This window comes from Variovorax stachyos, assembly GCF_051400855.1.
Classification (GTDB): Bacteria; Pseudomonadota; Gammaproteobacteria; order Burkholderiales; family Burkholderiaceae_C; genus Variovorax.
Genome location: NZ_JBLFFN010000013.1, coordinates 120,104 through 146,019, shown reverse-complemented (window position 1 = coordinate 146,019; position 25,916 = coordinate 120,104). Strand labels below are relative to the sequence as shown.

General features: G+C 69.8%; 18 protein-coding genes. 7 read left to right on the top strand and 11 right to left on the bottom strand.

Translation table 11 applies throughout. The features are described 5' to 3' along the window. The 10 genes from ACMGEZ_RS21755 to ACMGEZ_RS21710 all read right to left on the bottom strand — a co-directional run. The coding region (locus ACMGEZ_RS21755; RefSeq protein WP_436824351.1) for a non-ribosomal peptide synthetase at positions 1-3,689 on the bottom strand (3,689 nt) is incomplete at its 3' end. Then, entirely contained in the window at positions 3,682-8,292 is a 4,611-nt protein-coding gene (locus ACMGEZ_RS21750) for a type I polyketide synthase (RefSeq protein ID WP_436824350.1), read from the bottom strand. The genes ACMGEZ_RS21755 and ACMGEZ_RS21750, both read right to left, overlap by 8 nt. Next, positions 8,292-13,598 carry a non-ribosomal peptide synthetase gene (locus tag ACMGEZ_RS21745; RefSeq protein ID WP_436824349.1) on the bottom strand — a complete coding sequence of 1,769 codons (5,307 nt, stop codon included), beginning with the start codon at positions 13,596-13,598 and terminating at the stop codon, positions 8,292-8,294. Before ACMGEZ_RS21745 ends, ACMGEZ_RS21750 begins: the two co-directional genes overlap by 1 nt. Further along, complete coding sequence (locus ACMGEZ_RS21740; protein ID WP_436824348.1) at positions 13,595-14,335, bottom strand: 4'-phosphopantetheinyl transferase family protein; 741 nt, start codon at positions 14,333-14,335, stop codon at positions 13,595-13,597. Before ACMGEZ_RS21740 ends, ACMGEZ_RS21745 begins: the two co-directional genes overlap by 4 nt. Beyond that, positions 14,328-15,065, bottom strand: a complete 738-nt coding sequence (locus tag ACMGEZ_RS21735) for a thioesterase II family protein (RefSeq protein WP_436824347.1) — start codon at positions 15,063-15,065, stop codon at positions 14,328-14,330. Before ACMGEZ_RS21735 ends, ACMGEZ_RS21740 begins: the two co-directional genes overlap by 8 nt. A 5-nt stretch (positions 15,066-15,070) precedes the next feature. Further along, positions 15,071-15,313, bottom strand: coding sequence for an MbtH family protein (locus tag ACMGEZ_RS21730; protein ID WP_436824346.1), 243 nt, complete (start codon positions 15,311-15,313; stop codon positions 15,071-15,073). 138 nt (positions 15,314-15,451) lie between these two features. Continuing rightward, positions 15,452-15,652, bottom strand: a complete 201-nt coding sequence (locus ACMGEZ_RS21725) for a DUF4880 domain-containing protein (RefSeq protein WP_436824345.1) — start codon at positions 15,650-15,652, stop codon at positions 15,452-15,454. Between the two features lie 71 nt (positions 15,653-15,723). After that, entirely contained in the window at positions 15,724-16,245 is a 522-nt protein-coding gene (locus ACMGEZ_RS21720) for a sigma-70 family RNA polymerase sigma factor (protein ID WP_436824344.1), read from the bottom strand. A 366-nt stretch (positions 16,246-16,611) separates the two neighbouring features. Further along, the gene (locus tag ACMGEZ_RS21715) at positions 16,612-17,187 is read right to left on the bottom strand and encodes a VapC50 family PIN domain-containing toxin (RefSeq protein WP_436824343.1); all 576 of its coding nucleotides are present in this window, start codon (positions 17,185-17,187) and stop codon (positions 16,612-16,614) included. A gap of 3 nt (positions 17,188-17,190) precedes the next feature. Beyond that, positions 17,191-17,784: an excisionase family DNA-binding protein gene (locus ACMGEZ_RS21710; RefSeq protein ID WP_436824342.1), complete on the bottom strand. Its 594-nt coding sequence runs from the start codon at positions 17,782-17,784 to the stop codon at positions 17,191-17,193. A 245-nt stretch (positions 17,785-18,029) separates the two neighbouring features. Here ACMGEZ_RS21710 and ACMGEZ_RS21705 point away from each other — a divergent pair, with 245 nt between their 5' ends. Both ACMGEZ_RS21705 and ACMGEZ_RS21700 read left to right on the top strand, forming a co-directional pair. After that, positions 18,030-18,200 carry a hypothetical protein gene (locus ACMGEZ_RS21705; protein ID WP_436824341.1) on the top strand — a complete coding sequence of 57 codons (171 nt, stop codon included), beginning with the start codon at positions 18,030-18,032 and terminating at the stop codon, positions 18,198-18,200. A 948-nt stretch (positions 18,201-19,148) separates the two neighbouring features. Further along, positions 19,149-19,769, top strand: a complete 621-nt coding sequence (locus ACMGEZ_RS21700) for a hypothetical protein (RefSeq protein ID WP_436824340.1) — start codon at positions 19,149-19,151, stop codon at positions 19,767-19,769. Between the two features lie 58 nt (positions 19,770-19,827). Here the strand turns inward: ACMGEZ_RS21700 and ACMGEZ_RS21695 are convergent, their stop codons facing one another. Then, positions 19,828-20,733, bottom strand: coding sequence for a LysR family transcriptional regulator (locus tag ACMGEZ_RS21695; RefSeq protein ID WP_436824339.1), 906 nt, complete (start codon positions 20,731-20,733; stop codon positions 19,828-19,830). A gap of 99 nt (positions 20,734-20,832) precedes the next feature. On the opposite strand from ACMGEZ_RS21695, the gene ACMGEZ_RS21690 reads away from it, so the two are divergent. From ACMGEZ_RS21690 to ACMGEZ_RS21670, 5 genes are all read left to right on the top strand, one after another. Beyond that, complete coding sequence (locus ACMGEZ_RS21690; RefSeq protein WP_436824338.1) at positions 20,833-22,548, top strand: acyl-CoA dehydrogenase family protein; 1,716 nt, start codon at positions 20,833-20,835, stop codon at positions 22,546-22,548. Positions 22,549-22,581: 33 nt separating this feature from the next. Next, a complete protein-coding gene (locus ACMGEZ_RS21685; protein WP_436824337.1) occupies positions 22,582-23,556 on the top strand; it encodes a Bug family tripartite tricarboxylate transporter substrate binding protein in 975 nt (324 codons plus the stop codon). Between the two features lie 13 nt (positions 23,557-23,569). Next, positions 23,570-24,697 (top strand): CaiB/BaiF CoA transferase family protein, encoded by a 1,128-nt coding sequence (locus tag ACMGEZ_RS21680; protein ID WP_436824336.1) that lies wholly within the window; start codon positions 23,570-23,572, stop codon positions 24,695-24,697. Positions 24,698-25,001: 304 nt separating this feature from the next. Further along, positions 25,002-25,376 (top strand): hypothetical protein, encoded by a 375-nt coding sequence (locus ACMGEZ_RS21675; RefSeq protein ID WP_436824335.1) that lies wholly within the window; start codon positions 25,002-25,004, stop codon positions 25,374-25,376. Between the two features lie 58 nt (positions 25,377-25,434). Continuing rightward, positions 25,435-25,626: a hypothetical protein gene (locus ACMGEZ_RS21670; protein ID WP_436824334.1), complete on the top strand. Its 192-nt coding sequence runs from the start codon at positions 25,435-25,437 to the stop codon at positions 25,624-25,626. Positions 25,627-25,916 lie beyond the last annotated feature (290 nt).

Below are 25,916 nucleotides of genomic sequence, written 5' to 3'. Positions count from 1 at the left end.
TGTTCGTCCGGGCACAACCTGATCAGACCCACGCGCAGCAGAGGCCCTTCGCCCAGGTCGAAGGGCGTCTGGCTCAGGCGGCGGGCCTCCTGCTGTGCACGGCCTTCGCGCTTCGCGGCCTCGCACTCGCCGAGGTCGACGAGCGGAATGTCGAGACCGGGAGCCGGCGCAACCACGGGCTGCGCCAGCCCCTGCGCATCGGCGCGGAACACGGTGCGCAGCGACTCGTGGCGCTGCACCAGCGCATGGAAGCTGGTGCGCAGCGCATCGACGTCCAGCGCCCCCTGGAGCTTCAGCGCCCCGGCGATGTGGTAGGCCGCGCTGCCGCGGTCCAGCTGCCACAGAAACCATTGGCGCGCCTGGGCATGCGACAGCTGCGACAAGCCGGCGCGCTGCGAAGCCGGCGTCGCGACGATCGCCGGCGCCGCCTCGCGCTCGGCCACCATCGCCTGCACGACCCGGGCGAGGACCTGGTGCTCGAAGAGCTGCCGCAGCACGAGCGGGCAGCCGCGCTCGCGGGCCCGGGCCATCATCTTCAGGCTCAGGATGGAGTCGCCGCCCAGCGCGAAGAAGCTGTCGCCGCGCCCCACGCGCGGCACACCCAGCACCTCGGCCCAGACCTGCGCCAGGTTCTCCTCCATCGCGCCCTGCGGGGCTTCGTAGTCGGCACTGCCGAACGCCGGCGCCGGCAGGGCCTGCCGTTCCAGCTTGCCGTTCGGATTGAGCGGCAGGGCCTCGAGCACCATGATCGCACCCGGCACCATGTAGTCCGCCAGCACGCGGCCCAGTTGCGCCTGGAGCGCCGCGGCGTCCAGCGTTCGTCCGCTCACGGCCGTGACATAGGCCACCAGTCGCGCGCCGCCCGCGCCCTCGCGTGCCACCACCACCGCCTCGCGCACGCCCGGCTGTGCCAGCAGCTGCGCCTCCACCTCGCCCAGCTCGATGCGAAAGCCCCGGATCTTCACCTGGTGGTCGATGCGCCCCAGGTACTCCAGCTGCCCCTCGCCGTTCCAGCGCACCAGGTCGCCGGTGCGGTAAAGCCGTGCGCCTTCGCTGTCGAACGGGTCGGCCACGAAGCGCTCGGCCGTCAGGCTGGCACGCCCCAGGTAGCCGCGCCCCAGCGCGGCCCCGCCCAGGTACAGCTCACCGGCCACGCCGGCCGGCACCCGGCCCAGGCCGGCATCGAGCACATGGGCGCGAACCGCGGAGATCGGCCGCCCGATCGGCACCTGGCTGCGGCCGTCGGCGCGGCAGGTCCAGTGCATGACATGGATCGCGGTTTCAGTGGGCCCGTAGAGGTTGTGCAGCCGTGCCTGCGGCAGCCGCTCGGCAAGCAGGGCCTGCGCTTCGGCCGGCAGCGCCTCGCCGCCGACCACGACGCGCCGGAGCGAGCTGCAGTGCCCGGCCTCCTCGTGCTCCAGGAAGGCCCGCAGCATGGAAGGCACGAAGTTGATGGTGCCGACGCCATGCCGCCGGATCGCAGCGACCAGCCGGTCCGGATCGCGATGGTCGCCGGGATGGGCCACGGCCAGCCGCGCGCCGACGGTCAGCGGCCAGAAGATCTCCCACACCGACACGTCGAAGCCGAAGGCGGCCTTGTGCAGCACGGTCTCGTCCTCGCCGAGCCCGTAGGCCTGCTGCATCCATGCCATGCAGTTGGACAGCGCGCCGTGCCGGTTGGCCGCGCCCTTGGGCCGGCCGGTGGAGCCCGAGGTGTAGATCACGTAGGCCAGCTGCTCCGCGTGCACCTCGACCCGCGGCGCTTGCGTCGGCTCGGCGTCGAGGTCCAGCGCGTCGAGGTCCAGCACCGCCGGCGAGCCGACGCCGGCGATGCGCGCGCCCAGGCCGCCGTGCGCGAGCAGCAGGCCCAGGCCGCTGTCGGCCGCCATGTACGCCAGCCGCTCGTCCGGATAGGCCGGGTCCAGCGGCACATAGGCACCGCCGGCCCTCAGGATCGCGAGCAGGGCCACCACGAGCCCGGGCGAACGCTCCATCACGACCCCGACCCGCGTCTCCCGCTTCACGCCCAGCGCGACCAGCCGGTGTGCCAGGCGGTTGGCCCGGCGGTCGAGCTCGGCGTAGCTCAGTTCCTCGTCGCCGAAGACCAGCGCCGCGGCGTGCGGCCGGCGCCGCGCCTGCTGCTCGAACAGCCGATGCACGGGCTGGAAACTGGCATGCCGCTCGTCGTTCACGCTCCATTGCGAGAGGCGCGCCAGCTCGGGCGCACCCATCAGCGCTACCTCGCCCACTGCTTCCTGCGGCCGCTCGGCCAACGCCTGCAGCAGCGCCAGGTAGTGCCCGGCCAGGGCTTCGATGGTTGCGCGCTCGAACAACTCCCCGGCATACAGGAACTTCGCTTCGACGCCGCCGTCCTCGAACTCGCAGGTCTCCAGCGCCAGCTCGAACTGCGCGGCCTGCTGGTCGATGTCCTGCCGCTCGACCGCGAGCCCGGGCCATTGCGCCAGCGAGCGCCGGTCGCGCCGCAGGTGGTTGAACATCACTTGGAACAGCGGCGTCGTGCTGCGGCTGCGCTGCGGCTGCAGCGCCTCCACCAGCCGCTCGAAGGGAAGATCCTGGTGGGCCTGCGCGCCCAGCGCCGCATCGCGGGTGTGGGCCAGCAGCTCGGCCAGGGGGGTGCGATGGTCCAGGCGCGCGCGCATCACCAGCGTGTTCACGAAGAAGCCCACCACGCCAGTGGTCTCGGCGCGGTTGCGGTTCGCGATCGGCACGCCGACACGGATGTCGGTCTGCCCGGTGTAACGGTGCAGCAGTGCATGGAAGGCCGCAAGCAGGGCCATGAAGAGGGTGGCCCCCTGCGCCTGCGCCTGCCGGCGCAGCGGGGCGAGCAGCGCCACCGGCAGCGTCACGACATGGCGCTCGCCACGGTAGCGGCCATCGGCGCGCCGCGGTGCGTCGGCGGCAAGCGCGAGCACCGGCTGCGCATCGCCGAGTTGCTGCTTCCACCAGGCCAGCTGCCGCGCCCCCTCCCCGCGCCCCTCGCCCTCGAGCCAGCGGCGCTGCCAGGCGGCGTAGTCCGCGTAGCGGATGGGCAGCGCGGCCAGGCCGGGCGCCTCGCCCCGCAGCCGTGCGCGGTAGAGCACGGCGAGCTCGTCCATGATGAGCTGCGTCGACCACGCGTCCGAGCTGATGTGATGCATCACCACTGCCAGCTGGTGCAGCTCGGGCGCCAACCTGAACAGCGCGGCGCGAAACATCGGCCCCCGACCGAGGTCGAAGGGCTGCTCGCAGAGCGCGCGCATCTCGTCCTCGATGCGGCTCTCGCGCTGCGGCTCGGCCAGTGCGCTCAGGTCCATGCAAGGCAGCTCGAGCGGCTGCGCCGGCAGCACGTGCTGTTCGGCACTGCCGTCGGGCCCCGGCCGGAAGACGGTGCGCAAGGATGGATGGCGCTCGACCAGCGCCTGCAGGCTCTGCCGTAGCGCCTGCGCGTCGAGCCGGCCGCGAAAGCGCAGTCCGCCCCCGAGGTGGTAGGCCGGGCCGTGCGGGTCCAGCTGCCAGAGGAACCATTGCCGCTGCTGGGCGAAGGACAGCAGCGCGGGCGCGTCGTCGGGACCGCGCGTGATCGTTTCATTGGCCGCCTGGGCTGCCGCGCCAGCGCCGCGCAGGCGCTCCTGCAGCAGGGCCTTCTGCTGCGGGCTCAGGCGGGCGCGGCGCTGTTCGATATCAGACATGTTCGACTTTCTCGGCGATGAGATCGGGCGCGCCGGCCGGCCCCGGATCGGTGTTCTCGATGTCCTCGATCAGGCAGGTCTCGACGAGCAGGGCCAGCGCCCGCACCGTCGGCGTCCTGAAGAAGGCGGCGGGATGCAGTGCCACGCCATAGGCGCTGCGCGCGCGGGCGAGGATCTGGATCGCGACCAGGGAGTCGCCGCCCAGCTCGAACAGGCTGTCGTCCATGCCGATGGGCGCGATGCCCAGGAACTCGCTGCACAGCAGCGCGAGGTCCTGCTCCAGTTCGCCTTCGGGCGGCACGTAGTGCGTCGACAGCGCCGGCCGCGCATGGGTCTGGCGCCGGCCCGCCGGCGCAGGCAGCAGGCGGTCGGCGAGCTCGGTGGTCGCCATCTGCGCAAGCTGCCGTTCCAGGTGTGAGGTGGAGACGATGGTCTGCGCCACGGCGGGCCCGGCCAGCAGCAGCTCGAGCAGCGCGCCGCCCTCCCCGGGCGCGATGCCCACGTCCTCGGGTAGCGTCTGGCCGGCCGCCATGCCCACTCCGCGCCAGGCGTCCCAGTTGACGGACAGCACGAAGGGCCCGGGTCGCCGGCCGGCCTCGGCCGCGAAGGCGTCGAGGAAGCAGTTGGCGGCGCAATAGTCGACTTGGCCGAAGCCGCCGGCGATCGCGCTGAGCGAGGAGCACAGCAGCACGAAGTCCGGCGCATCGCCGCGCAAGGCCTCCATCAGCACGCGGGTGCCCTGCACCTTGGGCGCGAAGACCTTCGCCACCGCGGCGCGGGTCCGGTTCGCGATCACGCCGCCGCCGGGCTCGCCGGCCGCATGGATCACGCCGTGGATGGCGCCGAAGCGCTGCCGTGCCTGCGCGAGCGCCGCTTCGAGCTGTGTCGGATCGCTCACGTCCGCCTGGAGCGCCAGGAACTCGGCACCCTCGGCCTCGAGGGCCTGCAGCCGCTGCAGCCGGGCACGCAGGGGGCTGTCCGGCGGCTCGGCCACCAGCAGCGCCGGCCAGTGCTCGCGCGCCGGCACGGCGCTGCGCCCGATCAGCACCAGCCTGGCCTGCCACGCGGAGGCCAGGTACCGGGCCAGTTCCATGCCGATGCCGCCCAGGCCGCCCGTGACGAGAAAAACGCCGCCGCGGCGCAGGCGCGGCGGCACGGCCTCGGGCTGCACGCCGGCCGCTTCGAAGACCCGGGTCCAGCGGTGCGGGCCGCGCAAGGCCACCGGCGACTCGCCGGCCGGCAGGCCCATCTCGGCCACGATCTGCGCGGCCAGACGGTCCTGCGCCTCGCGATGGGCGGGCGGCAGCACGTCGATCAGGCGGCAGGCGAGCTCCGGCCATTCCTGGGGGATGACCTTGCAGGGGCCCAGCAGCAGCGCCTTCTCCGGGCACAGGGCCTCGATGCCGGCCACGTCCGCCACCTGGCTGGCGACGACGGTGATCGTGCGCTTGCGCTGCGCGTGCGCGGACGGCGCCGCGCCGAGGGCCTGGGCCAGGGCCAGCAGGCTGAAGTAGCCGCGCTCCAGCAGGGCCGGCATGGCGGCACGCGCGGCTGCGTCGTCGTCCAGGCTCCACAGGTGGCAGATCTCGGTAACGGGGGCGGCGTCCGCCTCGGCCTCCCGCAGCAGCCGCTCGTGGTCCTCGCGCTCGCCGATGCGAAGCCGGTAGTGCAGCGGCCCCAAGCGGGAGAAGGCCTCGGCGGGCTCGGCCAGAACCACGGTGCGCCCTTGCGCCTGCAAGGCACGCAGCAGGCCCTGCGCCAGGCCGGCGCCTTCGCCCAGGACCAGCACGCTGCCCCCCTGCGCGGCCGGCGGCGCCGACGCCGGCGTCCGCCGCCAGGCCGGCCGATGCAACCAGTCGGCCGGCCGGCGCGCGGCGCTGCCGGCCGCGCGCGCTTCCTGCACCGCGGCGAGGCTGCCGGCCTCGATCCAATAGCGCCGGCGCTGGAAGGGATAGGTGGGCAAGGGCACCCGGCGCGGCAGCGCACCGGCGCGGCACGCCGCCCAGTCGACGGCCACGCCGGCGCACCACAGGCCGGCCGTCGCCTGCGCGAACTGCTGCTCGTTGCGCGCCTGCTGCTGGACATGACCCTGGCTGGCCCAGCAGCGCGCATGCAGCGGATGCAGGCGCGCCAGGCCGGTCAGCGAGTCGCCCGGCCCTACTTCGAGCAGCACGCGGCCGGGCACGCGCAGCGCCTCGCCGAGGCCCTCGGCGAAACGCACGGTCGCGCGCAGGTGCCGGGCCCAGTAGTGCGGGTCGGTCGCCTGCTCGGGCGTGATCGGCTTGCCGCTGACATTGGAGATGAAGGGGATGCGGGGGGCATGCCGCGGCACAGACGCGACGAGCTTCTCCAATTCGGCCATGACCGGCTCGGTCATGGCCGAATGGGAAGCGACGGCCACGTGCAGGCGGCGCGGCACCTGCATGCGGGCCGCGAGCTCGCGCTCGACGGCCTCGATCCGCTGCAGCGGGCCGGCCAGCACGCACATCTGCTCGGCGTTCACCGCCGCCAGATCGCAACCCTCGGCCAGGAAGGGCCGCAGCTGCGCCTCCGGCAGGGCGACCGAGGTCATGGCGCCCTCGCCCATCGAGGCCAGCAGCCGCCCGCGCGCGGCGACGATGCGCAGCGCGTCCTCCAGCGAGAACACGCCGGCCAGGCAGGCGGCCACGTACTCGCCCAGGCTGTGGCCGAGCATCAGCGCCGGCTGCACGCCGCGGCTCATCCACAGGCGCGCCATCGCATAGTCCACCACGAAGAGCGCGGGCTGGGCGAGCGCCATCCGGAACAAGGCCTCGTCGGCAAGGGATTCCTGGCCCGGCGCCGGAAAGAGGTGCTCGCGCAGGTCGATGCCGATCTCGGCGCGCAGGAACGCGCAGCAGCGGTCGATCTCGTCGCGGAAGACCGCATGCCTGCGGTAGAGCGCGGCGCCCATATTGGCGTGTTGCGCCCCGCCGCCGGGGAACAGGAAGACGACCTCCGGCGTCTGTGCGGCCACGGGAGCGGCCGGCGGCAGCTCGAGCACGCGCAGGGCCTGAGCGGCCTCGGCCGCCGTCTTCGCCACCACGGCGCCACGGTGGGCCCAGGCGCGCCGTCCGCACTGCAGCGTGTGCGCCACATCCGCGAGCCGCATCTCCGGATGCGTCTCCAGGTGGCCGGCCAGGCGCTCGATGGCCTCGCGCAGGGCCGAATCGCCGGCGGCGGACACGGGCAGCACCTGCCATTCGTCCTCGCCCTCCCCCTCGCTGCGGTCCTGCGTGGCGGGCGCTTCCTCGAGCACCGCGTGCACATTGGTGCCGCCGATGCCGAAGGCGCTCACGCCGGCGCGCAGAGGGCCATCCCCGCGCGGCCAGGGCCGGGTCGCCGCGTTCACGTGGAAGGGGCTGCCGTCGAAATCGATCTTCGGGTTGGCTGCCTCGAAGTGCAGGCTGGCCGGCAGCGTCCCATGCCGCAGCGCGAGCACGGTCTTGATGAGCCCGGCTACGCCGGCGGCGCAGTCCAGGTGGCCGATGTTGGTCTTGACCGAGCCGATCGCGCAGAAACCCCGGCGCTGGGTGCCAGCCCTGAAGGCCTGCGTGAGCGCAGCCACCTCGATGGGGTCGCCCAGCGTGGTGCCGGTGCCGTGCGCCTCGACGTAGCCGATGGTCTCGGCCGGCACATCGGCCAGCAGCTGGGCGGCGCGAATCGCCGCCGCCTGGCCGGCGACACCGGGCGCGGTGAAGCCGATCTTGTCGGCGCCGTCGTTGTTTGCGGCAGTGGCCTTGATGACCGCATGGATGGTGTCGCGCTCGCGCAGCGCGTCTTCCAGCCGCTTGAGCACGACCACGCCGGCGCCGCTGCCCAGCAGGGTGCCGGCCGCCTTGGCGTCGAAGGCGCGGCAATGCCCGTCGGGCGAGAGGATGGCGCCGGCCTGGTAGCGATAGCCGCCGTTCTGCAGCAGGTTGAGCGACACCCCGCCGGCCAGGGCCATCTCGCATTCGTGCGCCAGCAGTGATTGGCAGGCCAGGTGCACCGCCGCCAGCGAGGTCGAGCAGGCGGTCTGCACGGTCATGGCGGGCCCGCGCAGGTTGAGCTTGTAGGCGACGCGGGTGCACAGCGACTCGGCCGAGCTGCCGCCCACCAGCGCCAGCAGATCGGCGATCCGGCTGCCGGCGTCGAGGCCGCCCTGCTGCGGCAGCAGGTGCCGCATCAGATAGACGCTGGCGCCCGGCCCGGCGAAGACGCCGACGGCGCCCGGCCATTGCTGCGGGTCGTAGCCGGCATGCTCCACCGCCTCCCACGCGCATTCGAGGAAGATGCGGTGCTGCGGATCGAGCTGCTCGGCCTCGCGCGGCGTGTAGCCGAAGAAGGAGGCGTCGAACTGGTCGGCGCCCTCGAACACGACACCGGCCTTCACGTAGTCGGGGTCGGCCAGCAGCGCCTCGGAAACGCCGCGCGCGCGCAGCTGCTCGTCGGTGTAGGTGGCGACGGACTCCACGCCGTCTCGCAGGTTGCGCCAGAAGGCGTCGATGTCCTTCGCGCCGGGGAAGCGGCCCGCCATGCCGACCACGGCGATCTCCAGGCCCGTGAGGCCGTCACGCCCCTGCATGGAATCTTCTTCTTGCATCAGTTGGCTTTCTCTCTGGAAGGACGGCGCTGCTGAAGTGCCGCGCGCTGGCGCAGCACGCGTTGCTCCTCGCGCTGCTCGGCCGCACCCGGTGCGGCGGCGCCCTGCTCGATACGCCGGCAGAGCGCAGCGATCGACGGAAACTTGAAGAGGTCGACCACCGTGAGGCCGGCCGCGAGTCGCTCCTCCACCAGTCGGTGCATGCGGATGAGCTGCAGCGAATGGCCGCCGAGATCGAAGAAGTTGTCGTCGGCGCCGACCTGCTCCATGCCGAGCACCTCCGACCAGATGGCGGCGAGCGCCTCGGCCACGTGTCCGCGCGGCGCCTTGTAGGGATGCTGGCGGACGGCCACGGGCGCCGGCAGGGCCCGGCGGTCGAGCTTGCCGTTGGCGTTCAGCGGCAGCACCTCCAGCACCATGATGGCCGAGGGCACCATGTAGGCGGGCAGCACCTGCGCCAGCCTGTTCTTCAGCGCGCCCACGTCGGCGTCGCGGCCGGCGTGCACGGTCACGTAGGCCACGAGCTGCGCTTCTGAGGCCCCTTCGCTTGCGACGAGCACCGCAGCCTCCTTCACCGGCGGCCAGGCCAGCAGCTGCGCCTCGATCTCGCCCAGCTCGATGCGGAAGCCGCGCAGCTTGACCTGGTGGTCCGCGCGCCCCAGGTATTCGAGCTGGCCGTCGGCGCCCCAGCGCGCCAGGTCGCCAGTGCGGTAGAGGCGGCCGCCGCGCGCATCGAGCGGATCGGCGACGAAGCGCTCGGCGCTCAGCCCGGCACGCTGCCGGTAGCCGCGCGCCAGGCCGGCGCCGGCCACATGGAGCTCGCCCGGCAGGCCGGCCGGCAGCAGGTTGAGATCGCCATCGAGGACGCGCAGCCCCAGGTCGGGGATGGCCACGCCCATCGGGCTGCGCCGGCTCTGCGCCAGGTCGTCCCGTGTGATCGGCCGGTAGCTCACGTGGACTGTGGTCTCGGTGATGCCGTACATGTTGACGAGCCTCGGCTGCGCATCGCCGAAGCGCTCGATCCAGGGACGCAGGCTCTCGGGCTCCAGCGCCTCGCCGCCGAAGATCACGCAGCGCAGCGCGAGCGGGTCGCCGGCGCCAGCTTGCACGGCAGCATGGATCAGCGGCCGGAAGGCGGAGGGCGTCTGGTTCAGCACCGTGACGCGCTGCGCGCGCAGCAGCGCCAGGAAATCGTCCGGCGACCGGCTGGTCCAGAAGGGCACGATCACCAGCCTGCCGCCGGTGCACAGGGCGCCGAAGATCTCCCACACCGAGAAGTCGAAGGCGAAGGAATGGAACATCGTCCATATGTCGTCGGGCCCGAAGCGGAACCAGGGCTCGGTCCCGGCGAGCAGCCGGGCCAGGTTGCGGTGGCTGAGCTGCGCCCCCTTGGGCCGACCGGTGGAGCCCGAGGTGTAGATCACGTAGGCGAGCTGCCCGGGGTTGATCGCCACGCACGGGTCGTGCGCAGGCTGCGCACCGAGCTCCAGGACATCGATCTCCAGCACCTGCATGCCGTGGCAGGACGGGGTCCGCGCGCGCGCATCGCTGCGGGTCAGCAACAGCCCGATGCCGCTGTCCTGCACCATGTAGGCCAGCCGATCCGCCGGGTAATCCGGATCCAGCGGCACATAGGCGCCGCCTGCCTTCAGGATCGCGAGCAGGGCCACGACCATGTCCAAGCCGCGCTCCATCGAGATGCCAACCCGGGCCTCGGGTCGCACGCCGAGCGCGATCAGGTGCCGCGCTAGCCGGTTCGCGCGCGCGTTCAGCTCGCCATAGCGCATCGCTTCCTCGCCGAAAACGAGTGCCGTCGCCTCGGGCCGCGCCCGCGCCTGCTGCTCGAACAGCGCATGCAGCGTGCAGTCCGGCGCGCCCAGGGGCGCGTGGCGGCCCCATGCCGCGAGCGTTGAGCGCTCGGCCTCGTCGAGCAGCGGCAGATCGGCGATCGCGGCCTGGGGCTGCGCCGCCAGGGCCTGCAGCACGCGCAGATAGTGCGCGCCGAAGCGCTCGATCGTCGCCGGGTTGAACAGCGCCGCCGCATAGCGCAGCAGCACCAGCGCGCGGCCCTGGACGCGCTCCCGCACCTCCACCGCCAGCTCGAACTCGACGGCCTGCACCTCGACCGGCAGCGGGGCGACGCTGAGGCCACTGTGGCGCTCCAGCACCCGGTAGTCCTCTCGGAAGTGGTTGAACAGAACCTGGAACAGGGGCGTGTGGCCCAGGGCGCGCCCGGGCTGCAGGGCCTCGACCAGTTGCTCGAAGGGCAGGTCCTGGTTGGCCTGGGCATCCAGTGCCGCCCGCCGCACCTGGGCCAGCACCTGAGCCAGGTGCATGCGGCCATGCAGGCTGTTGCGCTGCACCTGCGTGTTGACGAAGAAGCCGACCACGCCTTGCGTCTGGGCATGGTGCCGATTTGCGACCGGCACGCCGATGCGGATGTCCTCCTGCCCGCCGTGCCGGTACAGCAGCACCTGGAGCCCGGCCAGCAGGACCATGAAGACGGTGCAGTCATGACGGCGCGCAGCCCGCTCCAGGTCGCGCAGCAGCGCGGCTGGCAACTCGAAGGCATGCTGCCCCGCCCGATGGCCGGCGAGGGCCTGGCGGGGATGGTCGGTCGGCAGCGCCAGCGACGCGCTACCGTCGCCGAGCTCGGCGCGCCAGTAGGCCAGCTGGCGCTCGCGTTCGCCCTCGGCCAGCCAGCCGTCCTGCCAGGCCGCGTAGTCAACGTACTGCAGGGCCGGCGCCGGCACGACGAGCGGCTCGCCCGCGAGCGCCGCGCCGTAACGCAGGCCGAGCTCGTCGATCAGGATCTGCATCGAGCTCGCGTCGGACACGATGTGATGCATGACGAGGACCAGCGTGTGCAGCTGCGGTGCCAGCCGGACCAGCGCGGCGCGCAAAAGCGGGCCGTGCACGAGATCGAAGGGCTGCGCATGGATCGCGCGGATCGCCTCGGCTTCGCGCGCCTCCCGGTTCCCGGGCGCCGCCTCGCCGAGGTCGATCAGCGGCAGCGCCACGCGAAGGCCGTCCAGGATCCGCTGCACGCCGTTGCCGTCCGCGGCGGCAGGAAAGACGGTGCGCAGTGACGCGTGGCGCTCGACCAGTCCGTCCAGGGCGCAGCGCAGCGCATCGGGCTGCAGCATGCCGCCGAGTCGCCATGCACCCGCCACGTGGTGCGCCGTGCTCGAGCGGTCCAGATGCCAGAGGAACCATTGGCGCTGCTGGGCACGCGACAAGGGACGCACGGCGGCGCGGTCTTGGGCGTCCAGCACGGGAATGCGCTGCACGCCCGGCGTAGCGCCGCCGGCGAGGCGCTCGCGCAGTGCGGCGGCGCAGTCCGAAAGCCGCGGCGCCTCGAACAGCGCGCGCACCGGGAAATCGATGGCCCAGTGCTCTGCGATGCGGCCAGCGACCTGGACCGCCGCCAGCGAGTTACCGCCGCTGGCAAAGAAATGCGTATCGCGCGCCAGAGGCTGCTGCGCATCCCGCCTCAGCACCTGCTGCCAGATGGCGGCGAGCGCGCTCTCCAGCACGTCGCGCGGCGGCGCGGGCTCCGCCGCCTGCAGGCCGCTGCCGACGACGAAGCGGCCCCATTCGAAGACGCCATAGGCGGCGAGGCTGCGCTCGGCCCAGCCCTGTCGGCATGCGCTGCGCTGGAGCTTGCCGCTGGAGGTCTTCGGCAGCGCGCCTGGGTTCAGCAGCAGCACCACGGACAGCGGCTCGCCGAACACTTCGCTGACCGCTGCGCCGAGCGCATCGACCAGCGTCTGCGGTGGCACCAGCTTCTGCATGCTTCGGGAGACCTCGACCGCCACGCCGATGCCCTCGCCCGAGGGGCCCTCGACCGCGAAGGCCGCGATACGGCCCTTGCGGACCGCGTCCACCTCGGCTTCGATGGTGCGCTCGATGTCCTGCGGATAGAGGTTATGGCCGCGGATGACGATCAGGTCCTTGATCCGCCCGGTCACGTAGAGCTGGCCCTCGCGCACGAAGCCGAGGTCGCCCGTGCGCAGCCAGCGGCGGCCTTCGTGCTCGACGAAGCTCTCTCGCGTCTCGCGCTCGCGCGCCCAGTAGCCGCGTCCGAGGCTCGGTCCGCTGGCCCAGATCTCGCCGACGCGCCCGTCATGCGCCGGCGACTGCGTCGCGGGATCGACGATCGCGAGCAGGTGGCCCGGCGGCGGCGCGCCGCAGCCCACCAGCAAGGTGCCTTCACAGCCTTCTTCCGGCGGCTCGCCCAAGCCCGCGGCCAGGTCCTCGGCGCAGAAGCCGCGCGCGAGCATGCCGCCGCCGCGCCGCCCGCCGGTGACGAACAGCGTGGCTTCGGCCAGGCCATAGCAGGGGTAGACGGCGGCGGGATCGAAGCCGGCGACAGCGAAGCGGCGCTGGAATTCCGTCATGGTGTCGCAGCGCACCGGCTCCGCGCCGGTGTAGGCCACCCGCCAGCTCGACAGGTCGAGCTGCGCCAGTTGCGAATCCTTCACGCGCTCCAGGCACAGGCGGTAGGCGAAGTCCGGACCGCCGCTGATCGTGGCGCGGTGCCGCGCAATCAGTTCCAGCCAGCGCACCGGCCGCTCCAGAAAATGGCCCGGCGAGGTCAACACGAGTGGGATGCCGCTGTACAGGGGCTGCAGCAGTCCGCCGATCAGGCCCATGTCGTGATAGAGCGGCGACCAGCAGACGAACTTGTCCTCGGCGCTGATGCCCATGCTGTGCTGGATGGCCTGCTCGTTGGCCATCAGGCTGCCATGGGTCACGATCACGCCTTTGGGGGCGGAGGTGGAGCCGGAGGTGTATTGCAGGAAGGCGATGTCGCCGTCCTGCGGCATGTGCGACCGCCAGGCCTGCGCGAGCGCATCGTCCACCGCGTCCACGGCGATCGCCTGCATCGTGCCGAAGAGGCCGCCGCCCGGCGCCGCCGCCATGAGCGCGTTGGAGCTCAGGACGCATGTGGCCTGCGCATCGCCCGCGATCACGCGCAGGCGGTCGAGGTGCTGTGGCCGGGCCGACTCCGGCGGGAACACCGGCACGGCGATCACGCCCGCATAGAAGCAGGCGAGCATGCCGATCGCGTACAACTCGTCGTTGTCGAGCATGACGAGCGCGCGCTCGCCCGGCGCGGCCTCCTGCTGCAGCCGGGCAGCCAGCGCCCGCACGCGCAATTCGAAGGCGCCATACTCGATGGCGCGCTCGCCCGCGCCGTCCGCCACGACCATCCAGGCCTCGCCGGCGCGCTCGCGTGCCAGCGCCTGGAGGTGCGCCACGAAGTTCTGTGGGTGCCGACGTGCCGGGGGCGGTGTCGTCATGCTGGACTCCTGCTTGATGAGCCTTGGTTCTCGCAAAGGTCCGGCGAGGCGGCGCGCGCACAGGGCTTCGCAGCAGAGGCCGCGCGCCAAGCCAGCGCGGCGGCATAGCCTGGCGGCGCCGCCAGGCTGACCGCCTCGACATCGGACCACCCAGGGACGGCGCATTCGATGGCCAGCGCGTGATCGGCGCCCGGGTGGATGCCGACGCTTTTCAGGTGCAGGGGGATGCCGACGCCGATCGCCTTCAGCACCGCCTCCTTGCCCACCCAGCGCCGATACAGGGCCTCCTGCCGGTCGCGTGCACCGCGCACCTCTCGGCCCTCGCGCTCGGTGAAGGCCGCCTCCAGGATCAGCTCGGCATCCAGGTCGGGCTGCAGCACCTCGATGTCGACGCCCAGCGCGCGTACCCCGCGCGGCGGCGCCAGCGCAACGAGTGCATGGCGGCCCGAATGGGCGATGTTGAACAGCGGCGCACCAGCGGGGGCGGCGACGAAGGGCTTGCCGCTCTCGGCGATGGCCAGCGGCACGTCGCCGGGACGGCATCCGAGCCGCGGCGCCAGCAGCAGCCGCGCCGCCGCGCGAGCGCGGGCGAAGCGCACCTGGTCCGGGCGCCGCGCGAAGCAGCGCACCCGCGCCCGCTCCTGCGGCGCGAGCAAGGGCCACACGTCGGTCAGCTCCGCCTCCAGGTCGAGGTCCAGCCGATAGACCTCGATGCCGACGGGCAGGGGCTCATGCAAGCGCGCAAGGAGCATGTCCGCCTCGCACCAGCGTCTGGGCCAGGCGCCTTTCAAGCGCGCCGAGGAACGCAGCCTCATGCTGCCGGATGAAGAAGTGGCCGCCCTCCAACCAGTCCAGCGTGAAGCCGCTCGCGGCCTCTTCGGACCATGCCTGCATGGACGCGGCCTCAATGTCGTCGTGCCGCCCCGCGAAGACGTGCAGGGGGATCGGCAGCGGAGCGCCGCGATCGTGGCGGAAGCTCTCGCAGAGGCGGTAATCGGCGCCCAACACGTCCAGCGTGATGCGCATGAGCTCCTCGCTCGCGAACACCGCCTCGGGCGTTCCACCCTGCCGGCGCAAATCGGCGGCGAGGGCCCCGTCGCCGTCGATGCCTGCGAAGCGCTCGGCATCGCGTCGCGATGGCGCCGCGCTGGCGGACACAAGCAGCGCGGTGGGCAGCGCGCGGCCCCGTGTGCGCAGCCGATTTGCTACACCCCATGCGAGCAAGGCTCCCATGCTGTGTCCGAACAGCGCGAAACAGCCGCGCATGGCTTCGGCCTGCTCGTCGCAAAGCCGCTCCACCAGGGCATCGAAATCCGCTGCGGGCGCCTCGCTCAGGCGCGCGCCGCGCCCGGGCAGCTCCACCGGCAGGATCTGGATCCAGCCAGGCAACAGGCGGCGCCAGCGCAGGTACATGGTGGCGCTCGCGCCCGCGCAGGGCAGGCACAGCAACGAGACGGCAGGCCGCATGCGCGTCAGCCGGCGGTGGTCGCTGCGGGCTCCTGCTGCGCCATCCAGTCGCGCAGCGACTTGGGGCGCATGTCGGTCCAGGTCTTCTCGACATAGTCGAGCACCGTCTTCTTGTCGCCCTGCACACCATCGACTGCACGCCAGCCGCCGGGGACTGCCTTCCAGTGCGGCCAGATGGAGTATTGGTCTTCGTGGTTGACCAGAACGATGAAGCGCTCGTCTTCGCGGTCGAAGCAGCTGGTAGACATCGGATGCATCCTCTTGCGATGGTTGACGGAAGCGGAGACGAAGTCACCGGCGAAGCCAGCGACAGTGCTTCCGATCAGCAAGACGGTTGGGGCGCGAATCTGTTCAGCGCCTGCATCCGGAGGGATGCGGTGCGAGGCTCAGCGAGGCGCCGGTGGCACCAGCCCGGCCAGCAGCCAGAGTCGCGCGGCCTTGTCGTAGGCGGTGCGATGCGAGGGATCGGCGCGCAGCCACGCCATCATCTCGGCGCGTGCCGCGTCGTCGAAACGCTCGCGTTCGTGCTCTCGCTGGACCCAGGTCCATGCGGTGTGCCAGACGGGGTCATCCTGCTGTTGGGTCATGACGGGAGCGGGCTTCGGCCTGCGCGTGTTGAAGGCTTTTACCTTACACCACCGGGCGCAAACCGTTTCAATCACCCGTCAAGCAGATGGCGGCATTGCGCAATCGCAATCGTCGCCTCCCCAATCAACCCGTTGACCAGGCCCAGGGAGCAGCCGAGGCGCTGAGCGATCTCGCGCTGCGTGAGCCCCTCGATCCGGTAGAGCTCGAATGCATGGCGCGTGCGCGGCGGCAGTGCGCCGAGCAGGCGGTCGATAGCGTCGATCACGCGGCGCTCGCGCAGGGCGCGGTCCGGCGTTGCCACGCAGGGAACTTCCACCACCTCGACGTCCACGTCGAAGCTGCGGTACGCGGCCTCGATCGTGTGGCGACGGCAGTAGTCCAGCGCCAGGTTGCGCACCACTTGGCAGCAATAGGAGAAGGGTCGCTCGGCCTGGCGCTCACAGGGGCCGTCGACGATCTTCAGATAGGCGTCTTGTGTGACGTCGTCGGCCAAGTCGGCGGTACGAACGATCTTTCGCGCTATTCGCCAGAGCTGTGCGCGGTTGACGATGAAAACTTCTCCAAGCGAGGGCTCGGACGGGTGAAACGACATGGTTGCGCCTTCCTGTTCTCGGGACCGGGCGATCAGGCGCCGGTCGATGGCAAGTCGATACGTGGGGCGACGAGGCAGGGGTCCGGCCATGGATGCCCGACAGGCACAGAGGGCGGCTTTCAGGTCGTTGTGCAAATATGAAATGAGAACAATTACTGTTTGATGACCTGCCAAGCCGTTTTACATGCGCCTTCACTGACCTAGACGTTCGGGTCAATCGAACGAAGACAGGGCTACGTGTAACTCAGCGTATCGCTTTCATGAGTTGGCGACGGCCGGAGGGAGTGATGACCACGAGACCGAACGCGGATCGGGGCTCACCGATCGTGGCCTCGATCTCCAGATCACTGCGAATCGCGGGCTGGCTCAGACCGCCTCAAGACAGTTCAGCAGGTGCACCGCGGTGAGCGGCATGCCGCGCTTCTCGAACAACTCGATGAGCGACTCCGGTGTGTGCTTTGGGTTGTTCCAGCGCAGGCGCATCTGCCGCAGCGCGGCGAGCGCCATCGGTTGATGGAGCGTGATCTGGTTGACGATGAAGACGTCGGGCGTCTGGACCTCGATGCAATGCTGATCGAGCAAGCCGACCGGGAAGTCCTTGACATTGTTGGTGACGATCGCATCGGCGTGCCCGACGATCGCCGCCGCGAGGACATGGCGGTCGTCCGGGTCGGGCATATCGAGGCTGTCGATGAACTTCTCGTAGCCGAGCACCATGCAGTCGGGAATCGCCTCGCACATCTGGCGCGCCTTCTCGGCGATGACCTCCTCAGTACCGGGGTACTTCGCGAGCCGAGACGCCATCCATTCGCGTTCTATGTCAGCGCTCCACTTCGCGGCATACAGGCCCGCGTAGGCCAAGCTGAGCAACGCGTCGCACTGCAGCTTGGCGAACAGGACGTTGGCGTCGAGAATCGCCGTGAACCGAGATGCGCCCGCCATGCGTCAGGGCTCCTCGCCGATTTGCGCGTCGAGTTCGTGCATCCGGCGCAGGGCGGCTCCGCTGCGTTCCTTCTGCTCGGTCTGGTAGCGCTGCAGCTCCTCGAAGTCGATGCGCCGGTGCGTGTTCACCATGTGACACTTGATCCGGCCCGCCTCGATTTCCTTCACGACGAAGGGTCTTGACACGTTCAGGAACGACGCCGCCTGCTGCGTGGTCATCTGCGCGCTTTGCGGCACGACAACAAGCGGCTCGCGCAGAGCCATCTGCCGGAGCACGGCCGCAAAGAATCGCAGAGCGCGCGGCGGCACTTCGAGCACAGGCGCGTCGCCCTCGCCCCCCTCGATCGTCAGCTTGATGCGCTTCGCCGTCGAGTGATCGAGCGCGGCGACGAGCAATCCCCTTGCCGTTGCCGCCATCTCCGCCTCCGCCTGGGTGGCGGGTGCCAGTACTTCCTGAGCCATACATTTCTCCTTGCGTTTTGCAGTTGCCGTCTTGCTATGGTCGGCGCTCTTCTTGGCACCGGATCCCACATGGTACCGACAAACGAAATAAACGCAAAAAGAGAAATAACCGCAGCGCAGCCCTCTGAAAGTCATACGTCACTGCGCAGGGTCTGATGATGCCGATTGGGATGTTGCTGCGCCCCGCTCATCTCGCCCATGCTGCCGCACGTTCAGGGGGCAAGCTCCGGCCGCTGGCCGTGCTCTCGCCTTGTCGCAACCCGCGGCTGGACCAGGTGCCGACGCGGGCGAAGCCCGGGTGCCCGGCATCTCGCTGGTCTCCTTCGGCGCGCTAGCCTTGCCGAAGGGAAGGCCGGCGCCCCGTGGTACAGAAGGTGAAGGTGCGCGACGCGCTGGCCAAGGCGCTTGCGACGCCCGAGGTGCGCGAGAAGCTCGAAGCCAATGGGGCGGCCGTCATGCCGAGCACACCTGAGGGGTCCGCGCAGAGCCTGCGCGCCGAGACCGCGTTGACCGAGAAACTGATGAAGGTCGCGAACATTGAGGCGCAGTAGCAGCTGCGGCGCGCGCCGCAGGTCCGCCTGCGCTTGCGGGCTGCCCTCCTCACCTGCCGGAGAAAGATCTTGGGATGGCGCAGTCCCTGCGGCGTCTCTTGGCCACGTCATGGCAGGCCGCGGAAACCTGGTCGGCCCCAACCGGTCCACCACCAGATAGGCCTTGTGCCTGGCGGCCTGGTCCTTCCTGCAGCAACAGGAGGGGCGCGGTGCGCGATCAGGAGCGGGGTGGCGATTCTGGCAGGTATCCGGCCGCGCGCTCTTCCAGGCTCACGAGCCAGAAACGCGCCTCCGTGGCATCGCCGTAATACGGGCAGCCACGCGCCAGATCTGCCGTACTCCGCTTGCAGTTCATCAAGCGGCGGGCACGACATGTCACCGGCTCGCTCGTTGAGCGCTCGCGTCAGCACCGATCGCCAGGTGGCGGGCAACTCAATGGTGGGCAGATCGGTCGCCGCCATCCTCGCGGCTGTGTGCGATAGGCGTTCAGCATCGGCACGAAGCACGCGCAGTACGGCGAACTCGTGCGCGGTTGGGAGTCTGGGCGAACTCATGGCCTTGGCAGCATCGAGAGGTTGTCGACGTTAGGTGCGGCCCCGTGTGCATCATGCCGGTCCGCCTGCGTCTGCGCGGCCTCCAGCAACATCGCGAGCTTGACTGTATCAACCTGGTGCGCTGCTGCGGTCCATGTCAGAAAGGCTGCCGGTTCTCACCTGACGCGGCCCACGGGAAGCCGCAGGCAAGAAGACCTGCGCACGAAGTCTTGCCGAGATCGCGACTTCAAGCGCCCGTCGCGCCAAGTGCCCTGGCATTGGTCCGAAGCGCGCGAACGCCGTGCCCCTCTGCCGATGACTGGCAACGGCTCAATCCTACGTTGCCTCCATCGCAATTCCTTCCTCGCCAGTCATCCACCGGCAGACGATGAGCGTCCGATCTCGGGAGGCGACGATGAAGCCTTTGTACCTTTGCCGGCGGGTCATTTCCATCGCCGCATTGACGCTCGGGGGATGCGCGTCCGCACCTCAGCGTGAGGTTGAATGGATCGATCCGGCATTGGGCCAGGACTCCAAAATCCTGCGCGGGGAAAAGGTGCTCATCGCCTGCGATGCGTACGACGCGGCGATCCGGCAGATCTGCCAGGACCGCTTGTTTCGTAATCTTTCAGACAGGGGCGCATCTCCGATCGTGGTGCCCGCCGGGGTGATGCTGCTGAATGACCGGGAGCTCGACGGGCAATTGGTCGAGAGTGCCAGAGTTGCGGGAGCAAAAGCGTTGTTCGTCCTGTCGCTGGCTCCGGCAAGCACCGACGCTGGCTCTGGCCTATCGATTGGCATCGGCGGCTTCAGCTTTGGCAGAAACAGCGCGTCCGGCATTGGCTTGAGCGCACCGATCGCGACAGGTCGGGCGAACACCGGCTTTGCCGCCAACGGGCGGGTGACCGACGCCCGCAGCGGTCGGCTGGTTTGGACCGCGACCTTCGTGGCAGCGCCCTCGGCCGATCTCGGGGCCCAGTTCGAGAATCTCTCGCGCGCCATGCTTGAGGCAGCACAACGCGCGGGCCTGCTTTGACACGTCGACCCGGACGTGGACTGGCCGGGAGCGCCGCGCCCATGCACAGGGACTGAGTCTAGTCGCCGCGCGGTGGCACTTGCGGCGAATGCCCCGCCTGTGCCATGGCGACGAAATTCTGTACCACGATGTCGGCTGCGCCGTCGCGCCAGACGCAGTAGGCCTCCGAGCGCGCGACCTGTTCCTCCAGCGGCCGGAACACCGCACCGCGAAGCGCGGCGAACTGCATGGCGCTCGGCACCAGTGCCACACCCATGTCTTGCGACACCAGCGAGACCACGGACAGCCAGTGCCGCACCTCGTGCTGCACCTCGGGCCTGAAGCCGCCGCTGGCGCAGATCGCCAGGATTCGGGCGTGGTAGTCCGGTGAGGCACTGCGGGAGAAGAGCACGAAGGGCTCGTTGCTCAGGCTGGCGAGCGCGACGGTCCGCCGCCTTGCAAGCCGGTGCCCGGCCGGCAGGCACGCGACGAAAGGCTCGGACATCAGCAACACATGCCGCAGTTCCGGCGGCAGGCGGCTGTTGTGCACGAAGCCGACATCCAGGCGGTCCTGGATCAACTCGTTGACCTGCTCGCCCGAGTTCAGCTCCGCCAGCGTCACCCGGACCGCGGGATGCGATGCACGGAACTGCGCAAGCGCCTGCGGCAAGCCGCGATAGAGCATCGAACCGACAAAGCCGATGCGCAGCCGACCTACCAGGCCAAGCGACACGTCGCGCGCCTCGTTGGCGGCCTCTTCCACCTGCCTGAGCACTCGCGCAGCCGAGGACTGCAAGGCCTGGCCGGCGGGCGTCAACCGCACCTCCTTGCTATTGCGCTCGAAGAGCCGCGCGCCCACGGAATCCTCGAGCTGGCGAATCGCGACGCTCAGCGGCGGCTGCGAGATGGCGAGCCGGCGCGCTGCGCGCCCGAAGTGCAGCTCTTCGGCGAGCACGATGAAATACCGAAGATGGCGCAGCTCCATGGAATTTGACGATAGGCAGGACAGATAGAACAAGACCCAAACGATATTAGACAGGAATCGATGTCGATCCAAGAATGGGCGCCAACAAGGAGACAAGCCATGTTCAGCCCCTCGTCGCGCGCAAGCGACAACGACGCGCATCCCGTTCCTGACCGGCACGGGCAGAATCTCTTCACCACCGATGTCGAACTGCAGCGCATGCTCGCGCTGTACCTGCCGGCCGATCTGCTGCGCCACATGCAGCCGTACTTCGAGCGGCTGGGCGCTTTGGCGGGTGGCCCGCTCGACGAACTGGCCCACGCGGCCGACCGCAACCCGCCGACACTGACGCTTCGCACCCGCACCGGCGTCGACACGCAGAAGATCGAAAAGCATCCGGCGTACATCGAGATGGAGCGCCTCGCCTACAGCGACTTCGGCCTTGCCGCCATGTCGCACCGCGACGAGACGCTGGGCTGGCAAGGCCGCATGCCGCCGCTGGTCAAGTACGTGCTGACCTATCTCTTCGTGCAGGCGGAGTTCGGTCTGTGCTGCCCGGTGTCGATGACCGATTCGCTCGCGCGCACGCTCAAGAAGTTCGGCAGTCCGGAACTGGTCGAACGTTTCCTGCCGCGCTTCCAGTCGCTCGATTTCGACACCCTGGCCCAGGGTGCGATGTTCATGACCGAGCAGGCTGCGGGCTCGGACATCGCGGCGACGCAAACCCGCGCGGCGCAGGATGATTCGGGCGCCTGGCGCATCCATGGCGACAAGTGGTTCTGCTCCAACCCCGATGCCGACTTCGCGATGGTGCTGGCCCATGTGGACGGCGCGCCCGCGGGCATGAAGGGCGTATCGCTCTTCCTGCTTCCGAAGCGGCTTGAGGACGGCAGCGCGAACAACTACCGGATCATCCGGCTCAAGGACAAGCTCGGCACCCGTTCAATGGCGAGCGGTGAGATCCGGCTCGAGGGCGCCATCGCCTACCTGGTCGGCGAGCAGGGTCGCGGCTTCGTGCAGATGGCCGATATGGTCAACAACTCGCGCTTGTCCAACGGCGTGCGCGCGGCGGGCCTGATGCGCCGCGCGGTGGCCGAGGCCGAGTACGTCGCGAGCCAGCGGCGCGCCTTTGGGCGCCGCCTGGAAGAGATGCCGCTGATGCAGCGCCAACTGCTGAAACTGCGGCTGCCGTCCGAGCAGGCGCGTTCGATGGTGTTCCAGACGGCACAGGCGCTCGCGCGCTCCGATGCGGGCGATGCGGCCGCGTATCCGCTGCTGCGCATCCTCACGCCCCTCATCAAGTTCCGCGCCTGCCGCGATGCACGCAAGGTAACGGGGGATGCGATGGAGGTTCGCGGCGGGTGCGGCTACATCGAGGAATGGGCCGACCCGCGCCTGCTGCGCGATGCGCACCTGGGCTCGATCTGGGAAGGCACCAGCAACATCGTGGCGCTGGACGTGATTCGCGCCGTCAAGCGCGAGAACTCGCTGCCGGCGCTGCAGGCGCACTTCGGCGCGCTCGCGGACGAGGCCTCGCTGGTGCCGGCGTTCGCTCAGGCGCTGCGCGAGGCACTTGCCCGCGCGGGCGCGCTCGCCACCAGCGCTGCGCAGGAAGGCGGCGAGCCGCTGGCGCGCCAGGCGGCTTCGGCGCTTTACCACTGCTGCAGTGCCATCGCCATGGCCTGGGAGGGCGCCGCGGCAGGTTCTTCGCAGCGCGTGGACTGGGCGCAACTGGTATTGCTGCATCGCGTGCTGCCGCGGGACCCGCTGGCGCCAGGCGGAGTGCCCCCGACATGGCGCAAACAGCACGGACAAGCCGCAGCCCGCGAATCCTGAAAACCGACGAACAACTCACCCTGGAGACGAACCATGCGCTTCTTCTGCACCCTTGCTCTCGCCTGTTCGGCCATCCTGCCGCTGATGCCGGCCGCCCACGCGGACGCCTTCCCCGACAGGCCGATCACCCTCGTGATCCCGTTCCCGCCCGGCGGCCCGACCGATGCGATGGCACGTACGCTGGCGGCCGAGATGAAGGACCGCCTCGGCCAGCCGATGGTGGTGGAGAACCGGGCAGGCGCCGGCGGCAATATCGGCGCGGAGTACGTCGCCCGGGCCGCGCCCGACGGCCAGACCCTGCTCTTCGGCACCTCCGGCCCGCTTGCGATCAATGCGAGCCTCTATCGCAAGATCAACTACGACCCGTCGAAGAGCTTCTCGCCCGTGATCCAGGTCGGCCATCTGCCGAACATCCTCGTTGTCAATCCTTCGGTGCCGGCGAACAACGTGAAGGAGCTCATCGCCTATGCGAAGGCCAATCCAGGCAAACTGAGCTACGCCTCTTCGGGCAACGGGGCGTCATCGCATCTTGCCGGCGTGCTTTTCAACGCGAGCGCGGGCGTCGACCTGCAGCACATTCCGTACAAGGGCACCGGGCCGGCGCTGAACGATCTGCTCGGGGGCCAGGTGAGCATGAGCTTTACCGATGTGCTGACCGCGCTCCCGTACGTCAAGGCCGGCAAGCTGCGTGCGCTGGGCGTGACCACGACCGAGCGATCCCAGGCCCTGCCCGACGTACCCACCGTGGCCGAGCAAGGCGTGCCGGGCTACGACGTCAGCGTGTTCTTCGGCATCGTGGCGCCTGCGGGCACGCCGCCGGAGCGCATCGCCAGGCTCAACGCGGCCTTCGTCGAGACGCTCGGGACACCGAAGGTCAAGCAGCTTTTCGCGTCGCAGGGTCTCGAGCCGGCGCCCTCCTCCAAGCCGGAGCAGCTGCGCAGGTTCATCGAGGAGCAGAAGAGCAAGTGGGCCGGCGTAGTCAAGCAGTCCGGCGCGCAGCTCGACTGAACGAGGATCCGCCATGAGCACCCGCCTCAACACCGGCGCACTCGCGGGCATTCGCGTGCTCGACATCTCTCGCATCCTGGGGGGGCCGTATTGCGGTCAGATCCTCGGCGACCACGGCGCCGACGTGCTGAAGGTGGAGCCGCCGCAAGGCGACGATACGCGCACCTGGGGCCCGCCCTTCAAGGACGGCGTGGCTTCGTACTACCACGGCCTCAACCGCAACAAGCGCACCTTGCACCTCGATCTCGCCAGCGAGGAGGGACGCGACGCACTGCTCGTGCTCGCCGCCGAAGCCGATGTGCTGGTCGAGAACTTCAAGGCGGGCACCATGGAGCGCTGGGGCATCGGCTACGAGGTGCTGTCAGCGCGCTTTCCGAAGCTGGTGTGGTGCCGGGTCTCGGGTTTCGGCTCCGATGGTCCGCTGGGTGGCCTGCCTGGCTACGACGCTGCGGTACAGGCGATGACCGGCATCATGAGCATCAACGGCGAAGCCGCGGGCGGACCGCTGCGCGTCGGGCTGCCGGTGGTCGACATGGTGACCGGACTGAACGCGACGATCGGCGTGCTCCTCGCGCTTCAGGAGCGCAACCGCAGCGGACGCGGTCAGTTCGTCGAGGCGGCCCTGTATGACAGCGGGCTTTCCCTGCTTCATCCGCACGCGGCCAACTGGTTCCTCGATGGTCGCAGGCCGGGGCGCACCGGCAACGCGCATCCGAACATCTACCCCTACGACGCGCTGAAAACGCGCACCGAGCCGATCTTCGTCGCCGTAGGCAACGACCGGCAGTTCGCGAGCTTCTGCCGGTGCATCGACGCGGCGGAGCTGGCCGACGACCCGCTGTACCGCGACGCAGGCGCGCGCTCGGTGAACCGCGAGTCGCTCAAGCAGCGGCTCGAAGCCGCTCTGCGCGAGCACGACGGCGCGGCGCTCGTCGACCGCTTGATGGCGGCGGGCGTGCCGGCGGCGCCTGTGCTCTCGGTCGATGCGGCGCTCCAGCATCCGCACACCGCGCACCGGGAGATGGTGGTCGAGATGGAAGGCGGCTGGCGCGGCGTCGGCTCGCCGGTGAAGCTGAGCCGCACGCCGGCGAGCTACCGATACGCGCCGCTGACGACTGGCGAGCGGTTTGAGGACAGCTGAACAGGGACTCCAGGGCGATGGTTCAGGCGAGGATGGCCCATTGCCATTCAGAACGACTCCAGCTCTTTGGGGGACCTGTCTGCGCGGCCATCGGCCATGAGGTCGGCGGACATGCCGACCAGGGCGTCGAAGATGGCGGCTGCGCTGACGGGTCGCTCATCTCCATTGCCACACCGGCGAGAGCACGTGGAGCGCGCGGCTGCAGCAGCCGTCAGCCCGGGCACCGGCGCCTCGCTGTCCTCCATTCGGAGGATGCCCTCGTACTCTCGCGCCTATACATTTACCCGCACTTCAGGAGAAGTACATGGCCCTTCATCCAAGCATGCGCAAGCTCTGCCTGGCAAGCGCTCTTGTGGCCTGCGCCAGCAGCGTTCTCGCCGAGGACGTGCCGTTGACGGCAGAGGAGTTTCGGTCATTGATGGTCAACAAGACGGTCAAGGTCCAAGCTCTCTCGGGCAAGGCATACGAGACGCAGCTGAAGGAAGATGGTCGAGCGGTGGTGGCAATCGACTACAACGACGTCGGACGATGGCGGCAATCGGGGCCCAATGGCTACTGTGTCATCTGGAACAAGCAGGCCCCTGCCGAGTATTGCTACACGCTGGCCAAGCGGGACGGCAAGGTCGCATTCTTTTCAAGCGATGGGAAGCTCGGCAGTTGGGTAGTCAGCTCCCAATAGCGTGACATGAGCCTCTACCCGCCAGTACGCCTCAAATTGAGTCCGGGTAAAATGCCGCATGTCCAACACCCAACTCACGCAGGATGGTCTGCGCTATGTCAAGAAGGCGCCAGGTACCATCATCACGACGCCGCGCGCCGACTCTATGATGTCGTGCTTCAAGTGCGGAAAGTTCGCCTTCCGCACCGCGATGACTTCGAAACGCTTCCTCGGCAAGAACCACCTCGTCTGCGCACCCAAGTGCCCATAGGCGAGGCTTGCGGTTGAGGAGCCTCAGCCTTTCTCGCGGATCTCTTTCGCCCTTTGCGCCAACTCCACCGCGTCCGCGGCCTCCCGCACTGAAGGCGGGGCCAGCCAGTTCAACGTCGCCAGAGCACGCTCTCGAGCGGCTTCCCGCCCTACCCGACCGGCAACCAGGCAGACGCCGACGCGTTCGATCCGCCGCCGAACTTCGCGTGCAGCAACTTCCTGCAGTGCGGCTCACCTCTGAGAATCTGAGAACGCCTCCTGATCCACCGCAGTCGATGCCGCGCGCACAAG

Excerpts from the sequence above, each read along its gene's own strand:
- ACMGEZ_RS21750 (WP_436824350.1), bottom strand. The coding sequence starts at position 8,292 with ATGCAAGAAGAAGATTCCATGCAGGGGCGTGACGGCCTCACGGGCCTG.
- ACMGEZ_RS21745 (WP_436824349.1), bottom strand. The coding sequence starts at position 13,598 with ATGACGACACCGCCCCCGGCACGTCGGCACCCACAGAACTTCGTGGCG.
- ACMGEZ_RS21735 (WP_436824347.1), bottom strand. The coding sequence starts at position 15,065 with ATGCGGCCTGCCGTCTCGTTGCTGTGCCTGCCCTGCGCGGGCGCGAGC.
- ACMGEZ_RS21730 (WP_436824346.1), bottom strand. The coding sequence starts at position 15,313 with ATGTCTACCAGCTGCTTCGACCGCGAAGACGAGCGCTTCATCGTTCTG.
- ACMGEZ_RS21725 (WP_436824345.1), bottom strand. The coding sequence starts at position 15,652 with ATGACCCAACAGCAGGATGACCCCGTCTGGCACACCGCATGGACCTGG.
- ACMGEZ_RS21720 (WP_436824344.1), bottom strand. The coding sequence starts at position 16,245 with ATGTCGTTTCACCCGTCCGAGCCCTCGCTTGGAGAAGTTTTCATCGTC.
- ACMGEZ_RS21715 (WP_436824343.1), bottom strand. The coding sequence starts at position 17,187 with ATGGCGGGCGCATCTCGGTTCACGGCGATTCTCGACGCCAACGTCCTG.
- ACMGEZ_RS21710 (WP_436824342.1), bottom strand. The coding sequence starts at position 17,784 with ATGACTTTCAGAGGGCTGCGCTGCGGTTATTTCTCTTTTTGCGTTTAT.
- ACMGEZ_RS21700 (WP_436824340.1), top strand. The coding sequence starts at position 19,149 with ATGAAGCCTTTGTACCTTTGCCGGCGGGTCATTTCCATCGCCGCATTG.
- ACMGEZ_RS21695 (WP_436824339.1), bottom strand. The coding sequence starts at position 20,733 with ATGGAGCTGCGCCATCTTCGGTATTTCATCGTGCTCGCCGAAGAGCTG.
- ACMGEZ_RS21690 (WP_436824338.1), top strand. The coding sequence starts at position 20,833 with ATGTTCAGCCCCTCGTCGCGCGCAAGCGACAACGACGCGCATCCCGTT.
- ACMGEZ_RS21685 (WP_436824337.1), top strand. The coding sequence starts at position 22,582 with ATGCGCTTCTTCTGCACCCTTGCTCTCGCCTGTTCGGCCATCCTGCCG.
- ACMGEZ_RS21680 (WP_436824336.1), top strand. The coding sequence starts at position 23,570 with ATGAGCACCCGCCTCAACACCGGCGCACTCGCGGGCATTCGCGTGCTC.
- ACMGEZ_RS21675 (WP_436824335.1), top strand. The coding sequence starts at position 25,002 with ATGGCCCTTCATCCAAGCATGCGCAAGCTCTGCCTGGCAAGCGCTCTT.
- ACMGEZ_RS21670 (WP_436824334.1), top strand. The coding sequence starts at position 25,435 with ATGTCCAACACCCAACTCACGCAGGATGGTCTGCGCTATGTCAAGAAG.